This is a genomic window from Pantoea sp. MHSD4, from assembly GCF_021043305.1.
GTDB lineage: Bacteria > Pseudomonadota > Gammaproteobacteria > Enterobacterales > Enterobacteriaceae > Pantoea > Pantoea eucalypti.
In genome coordinates, this window is the sequence record NZ_JAJNDH010000015.1 from 1 (window position 1) to 6,642 (window position 6,642).

The 6,642-nt window shown below is 54.4% G+C and carries 6 protein-coding genes; all 6 read right to left on the minus strand.

Going from position 1 to position 6,642, the window contains the following annotated elements; all coding sequences use genetic code 11:
• The coding region (locus LQK91_RS21605) for a DUF6531 domain-containing protein (protein WP_105100174.1) at positions 1-3,542 on the minus strand (3,542 nt) is incomplete at its 3' end.
• 3 nt (positions 3,543-3,545) lie between these two features.
• Positions 3,546-3,986, minus strand: coding sequence for a DcrB-related protein (locus LQK91_RS21610; protein ID WP_105100173.1), 441 nt, complete (start codon positions 3,984-3,986; stop codon positions 3,546-3,548).
• 58 nt (positions 3,987-4,044) lie between these two features.
• Positions 4,045-4,476, minus strand: a complete 432-nt coding sequence (locus LQK91_RS21615) for a hypothetical protein (protein ID WP_231001675.1) — start codon at positions 4,474-4,476, stop codon at positions 4,045-4,047.
• Positions 4,477-4,493: 17 nt separating this feature from the next.
• A complete protein-coding gene (locus tag LQK91_RS21620; protein WP_105100172.1) occupies positions 4,494-5,054 on the minus strand; it encodes a hypothetical protein in 561 nt (186 codons plus the stop codon).
• Positions 5,055-5,067: 13 nt separating this feature from the next.
• Positions 5,068-5,454, minus strand: coding sequence for an N-acetylglucosaminidase (locus LQK91_RS21625; protein WP_197739809.1), 387 nt, complete (start codon positions 5,452-5,454; stop codon positions 5,068-5,070).
• A partial coding sequence (locus LQK91_RS21630) for a type VI secretion system Vgr family protein (RefSeq protein ID WP_231001676.1) occupies positions 5,406-6,642 on the minus strand: 1,237 nt, incomplete at its 5' end. The genes LQK91_RS21625 and LQK91_RS21630, both read right to left, overlap by 49 nt.

The window sequence follows — 6,642 nt, forward strand, 5'->3', positions numbered from 1 at the left end:
AAGCGCGTCGTGACGGCGTTGCCAGACGGTCTTCCCTGTAACAGCGGCTGGCTGTTTTTACTGATGCGGCGCCCAAGAGGATCGTAACGGAAACTCACCTTAGTGCGCGGCTTATTACGGTCCCGTGGCTCGCTGATGACGTCCATAAGGCGATGCTCACCATCGTAACGGTAGCGCCAGCGGGTCTGTCCGTCATCTTTCTCAGTGGTGCGGCCATGAATATCGTACTGCCAGCGGATACCGTTCAGTTCAGTGACACGGTTGTGCATAACGTGGGCGGCAGTATGGCGATCCAGCGGGTTGCCTGCGCCATCCCAGCGCCACTGTTCATTACCCGGCTGCGCACCGTCCTGAGACAACAGCCGGCCGGCGTTATCGTAGTTCCATAATGTCTGGCTGAACGGATTATCGTCACGCTCTTCACGGATCAGGTTGTTGCCGTAATCGAAGTCGCGCCGACGGGACCAGACGCGCGGTGCAGGACGCTGCGAGTCACCCCTGAACACGTCACGGCGGCGCAGTCTGCCTAACCGATCATATTCACTGCGCATGGTCAGGCCGCCCTGCGTCCGGCTCAGTTCCCGGTGCAGCGTGTCACGGGTAAAATCCGTGACCGGCAGGTTGTCTAATGCGATGCTCAGTAAATGGCCGCTGCCGTAGTAAAGCTGCCTGAGATTACGACCATCCGGCAGTGTTAAGGCTGTGCAGTTACCCAGCGCGTCATACTCCCACGCCAGTTCTCCCTGCTCTCCCTGTTCAGCAACGATGCGGCCCAGCGCATCATATTTAAAGGTGATCTCCTGCTCGGCCTGCTGGCTCCACTCAGTGTCAGACAGCGGCAGATGCTGCGACACCTTACCCAGCTGGCCGCCACCGCTGTAGTGATAGCGCGTCTGGCCCTCCGGCGTGGTCCGCGCCAGCAGTTGTCCCGCACGGCTCCAGTGATAGCGATGGGTGATGGACTGAGGATGCCCGGCGGCAAAGGTACGTGATACCGTGCGGCCCGCTGCATCATAATCATATCGCGTGGCAACGCCATCCAGCCCGACCTGAGCCAGCAACAGAGAATCTGCGCCCCACTCGAACTGATACTGCTCGCCGTTCTCGTTTTGCAGCGCCGTCAACCGGCCACGGCTGTCCCAGCTTCGCTGAACCGTCTCACCCTCTGCATTGCGGTTGGCAATCAATCGCCCGACGTTGTCGTAACGGAATTCACTGCGCTTGCCATCAGCCGATTCATAGGCCAGCGGCAGTCCGTTTTCACTCCAGTGCAACCGCTCTTCCCATCCTTCTGCACGTTCCAGCTGAAGAGGACGGCCTGCTGCGTCATAGTGATAACGGGTTTCTTCACCATCCGGCGCGATGACACAACTGAGCCAGCCCAGCGGATGATAACGGTAGCGCGTGGTCAGCCCTGAGCAGTCGGTTTCACGGATAACCTGGCCGGCATCGTTAAACTCCCGGCGGTAGCTGTTACCCGCTGCGTCGATCTCCTCGACAACCAGTCCGAATTCATCCCGTTTATAGAGCGTGCTTTGCCCGAGCGCATCAACAACGCGCTCAAGGCCATAATGGGGATCGTAATAGTACTTCGTGGTGGAACCGTCTGCTCCGGCAACCACTGTCGGCAGCGAACGGTGGGACAGCCATTGCACAACCTGCACACCGCCGTCAGCATCTTTCTCTTCAATGCGGTTGCCCAGATCGTCATAGGTGAAGCTCACCGCGTTGCCCAGCGGATCGATGCGGCGCGTCAGGAGTTCGTTTTCATCCCACTCGTAGCGCCACTTCTCGCCCCGCTCGTCGATAAAACAGGTGATGAGGCACGCGGCATTCCAGTGGTGTTCGCGCTGCTGGCCGTCATAGGTCGACACGCGCGTGATGCCCGCCTCGAGATCGTAATGCATGTGGCAGCCATCACCGGTATTGGTGCGGTTCTCTACCACGCGCCAGTGATCCAGCTTCTGCCAGCGATATTCGCTTTCCAGCCCGCCGGGCAGCTGATGCCAGACCATTAACCCGTCGTCGTTGTACCGGAAGCGCCGCGACACAACGCCAGCCGCATCAGTAACGCTGGCAAGTTGGCCCTGTTCAGTGTATGTCCAGCGCGTCAGAGGCCAGTGTTGATCGCCATCAAAATGGCTGGCTGATGTCGGGCGCCGCGCGTGATGTTTGTCGTCGTAGTGCAGCGTAACGTCGATCGCCAGCGGCGCGTCATGAATACGCACCAGACGAGCCTGTTCATCCCAGCCCATCTCCAGGGCGTTGCCGTACTCATCACTCAGTGAAGCCAGACGCAGCACCTGCGGATCAGCAGCCGTGCGTCGGTATAGACGCCAGACCGCACCGTCGTCATCGGCAATGGCGATATCGCCTGACGCGTTGCGCCGCACCATCAACCCTTCGCTGATGCTGTAGAGCACCTCTTTTTCACCAGGAACGTCAAAGCTTAGTTCGCGTCCGTTGTCATCAAACCAGGTCGCCCGATTCCCTTCCAGCGTCAGGTAACTGTCAAACACCGTGGCCCAGCCCTGACCAAACAGGCCAGCACGCTGAGTCAGGCTGTTATAGCTGCGCTGAAAACTAAGCGGGAAACGTCCGGGAAGGGAAAAATCGCGCTCGGCATCATCATTCAGGACTTTGACGCCGGTCGCCGCATGAACCGGGAACAGCGACGAGAAAGCCGCGTTGATGGCCATGTCCGCTGCCATACCGCCCACGGCACCGGCCAGCGCGCAGGGCATGTTTTTGAGGATCTGACTGGGGCGACCACGGATCAGAGAAAGGCCGATCATCATCACAGCCAGGCCTGGCACCTTGCCGCTTTTGATCTCTCTGACCGTGACCGTTTCACCACCAATGATGACATTGGGGGACACATCGTCGCTTACAGTTGCATCGCAGGTGGTTTTATCCTTTGCGCGCACCGCAGGCTGGCCATTGATAAAGACGCTTTTCGATCCCTGCGCCAGATATTGCGGTGCACTGTGTTTTTCACAGGCCACTTTGTCCTGCTCCAGCGGAGAGGTACCCGCATCGGCGGAGGCGACCGTAGGTTGCCACATTGCACTGCCAAACTGGCCCACCGCAGAGAGCAGCATGCCGCCGTAGTCGGCAAAGCTCTTCGGTGATTGCGGTTCCGGTGGCGGTGTCTCGCCGGGCGTGAGCATCCCGGCCGCGCGCACGGCTAAAAGACCATTTACGTAAACGTTGTCTGAACCGCTGGATATCACACCGGCGGGTGACGGCGGGAATATCATGTTTCCCAGGCCATCGGCCGCTTTGCTGATCTCCTGTGACAGACCCACGGCATTGGCCAGTATACCGCCAAGAATACCGCTGAGCAGGCAACTGTTACCCACGGCAGCGACACTCGCCGCTGCCGCCCCTGTACCCAGGAGGGGCGCTGCCGAGACGATAGCAGCACCCACTGCGGCACCAATGACGGCATACGCCGCACCTTCTGCCACAATGCTGGTGATATCAGCAAAAATGCTGGAGTGAATGATCTCATCGCCCACGCGGGCCGCAGGATTATCCATAAGTTATGCTTTCCGTGGCGTGTTCAGAGTCAGGCTTTGTTTAAAAGCACTCCAGCGCTGTCCGTCTTCTTCATTGAATGGGCGCATCGTGGAGAGCGTAAAAATCATTAAGGTGTTCGAGTCCGGCACCTGCGTAGCCAGCTGTTTCTGCCACACGGCCTGCCCGTTACGGTCAAACATAGTTTCAACTTCAATTGCGTGTAGGGTGTTATCTACACCCGCCGTCACGCGTACAAACTCACTCTGCTGGATGTGACCCATCTGACTCCGCAACGTGTCCCACTGACGCTGGAATTCTTTTTCCGCATCACTGCCCTCAGAAATAACACCACGGCTTACAACCCATGCCAGCCCACTGGCTTCGTCGCGGAGAATATTCATGGTGGTGTCCTGCCAGGCAGCAGGAAAAAGCGCAAAGGCGCCCTCATTGAATTGGTAATTCATAATAGATTTCCATATGGGGAAAGTAAAAACGGGATGTTATTAACAGCAGAGTAATTAACTATTTATTTTCATCATAATCAGGTGCGATACCAGTATGTGTTTCAACTAATCTGAATTTCTCGACCCAGCCATTAACCTGGTTTCCGTCATTGGCCACATACATTACGCTGTAATACTTTCCATATTCGACGTAAGCATATAATTCATTGCCAGGCACCACAAAAACATCTTTTTCTGCACAACGGCTATCAGGCGCAGAATAAAACTGCAGCCGTCCTGACCCGCCAACCTTGTAGACATTATCTGTATTGTCGAAACGCACGCCTTTTGCGTTGGCAGAATCACTCAACATCGGGCATGCGTTATTGGCAAGCACGGTCAGAGGCAATGAAAAAACTATTAAAAGTAAAAATTTAACCATAACTACTCTGTCATTTTTAACAATAATGATCACATCAGAGATATAACATAATTCAATTCCGCGCAACATATCACGCAGAACCCCTTTCAATCATCCGTATTAATCGTCATCATAATATGACTGACTTTTTTATGCTCTAACTGAAATGACATGCGTTTGTGATCAGCGTCATAATATAACCAGTGCTGGTTATCACTGTCATCCACTGTGCCCTGACCATATTTACTGACCAGCACATCCTGACTGTCACCAATTTCTACACCTCTGGCTGTTTTGATTGCAGGCGTATTGATGGTGATCTGTGCAATGAGATAGCTATTGATATCACGCTGTTTTTTTTGCCAAAACAAGTTGGCAGTGTAGATTTCAAAACCATCATATTTATGCTGATAGTACTTATAGCTGGTGTCACCGACGGGCGCGTCGCCAACGAAGTTTTCACTTATCTGCACGCCCACCTGTTTCTGAGTTTCATCGCTCCATTTATCACCTAAAGAAAAAGGATGATTGTTTATTTCTACACTAAAATCAGCCGCGGTTAATGCAGCAGGGACTGTGAGGCTTGTCGCCGCAGTAGCCAGATTCACCTGAATGGCAGGGAACAGCAGCGCACACAACAACACTGCATTTTTCAGAGGAGAAATCATATTTATCAGTCCCTTATTTAAACTCAGGTATATCATAAGAAAGATTCGCATTCGGAAAGCTGTCGAACATTTTTTTCATGCTGGTTGTCTGAGCAGTAGCCCAGTTAACATCTGTCGCATACTGATGTGTACCCGGCGAGGCCGGATTCCAGCGCATTTTATACAAAGTATTCTGACCAGAGCCAACAAACTTATCAGATATCCATTTAGCGCCGCCGTCAATCGCCTTTTCCGGCGTTGTCCAGCCCTGCTTATAGGCATAGTTAGCACCGGTTTTTACCGCATTGCCATCAAGCGCGCCGATACCGTACATATTGTAAACTTTGGTTCCATTAACCATGACACCTTTAGCTAACTCACTGGTGCCATTTCCCGTCTCCAGCGCGGAATGCGCGGCCAGGTATGCCTCATTGACATTATATTTTTAGCTGCATCCAGGTAAGTTTGTTCCTGACCGGACAGCGTGCCTTTATCTTTAAGGAAAGTGCTCATATCCTCTTTGCTAATCCCGGCTGAGGAGGAAAGATCCACAAACTGATATTTGTCTTTGCCTTCCATGTGGTTGGCAGGATCGACATATTTTTTAATATCATCCTCGGTTGCGTTTACAAAGCCTTTTTTGGTTTTATCCCATTTCACTGGCGTGGCTTTAAGTCCTTTTTGCTTTTTGACCATTTCATCTACCGAGTAGTCATATTTGCTCTTCTTATCGCCAGAAGCAGAATTGGCCAACGGTGCAGCCGCCCCTTTCGCCGGTGCCGCCGCAGCCTTTGGTGCAGCGGGCGCGGCCTGGCCTTTTTGCTTCGGCGGGAACAGGTTCTCCACCGCCTGGCTGATGTTCTGTTTATGACTGGAGCCCGGTGCGCTAGTGCCTGGCTTCGCACCATCTGTGTTCAGGTTCAGTTTGCCGCCAGAGGTGGTGATGTGACCATCGCCCTGCACGAAAATATTGAAGCCTTTACCCACAATATTAATCTGGCCATTCGCATTGAGTTCGATAGCGCTCTCTCCGCATTCAAGGCGAAGTTTAGTGCCCGAACCCACAACATAGGTATCGACTACCGCATCAAGCTTGCCTTTACCGGTCAGCCGCTCTTCGCCCCCTTTTACGCCGTGGACGCGATTGGTTTCGACCCGATACAACTCATTGCCGCCCGCATAATGGCTGTGATTGTTGGCGACGGAATGGCTGGCGTCATTTTTAACATGGGTATCCATGTTTTTCTGCGCCTGGATCCACAGGTGTTCCTCACCCGCCTTATCCTCAAACCTCAGCGCGTTCGCCGTGTCCGCCGTGCCATCCTTCGACCGGCTCAGAAAACCCATCTGCGTCGCCGCCGCCGGCAGCGCCCACGGCGGCATGCTCGCCTCGTTGTAAACCCGGCCGATGATCAGCGGACGGTCCGGATCGCCGTTGATGAAGTCCACCACCACCTCGTCGTTGACACGCGGGATCTGCACCCCGCCGAACCCCTGGCCCGCCCAGGCGCTGGAGACGCGCACCCAGCAGGAGCTGGTGTCGTCGCCCTTCGCCAGACGGTCCCAGTGAAATTTTACCTTCACCCGCCCGTAGCGGTCGGTCCAGATG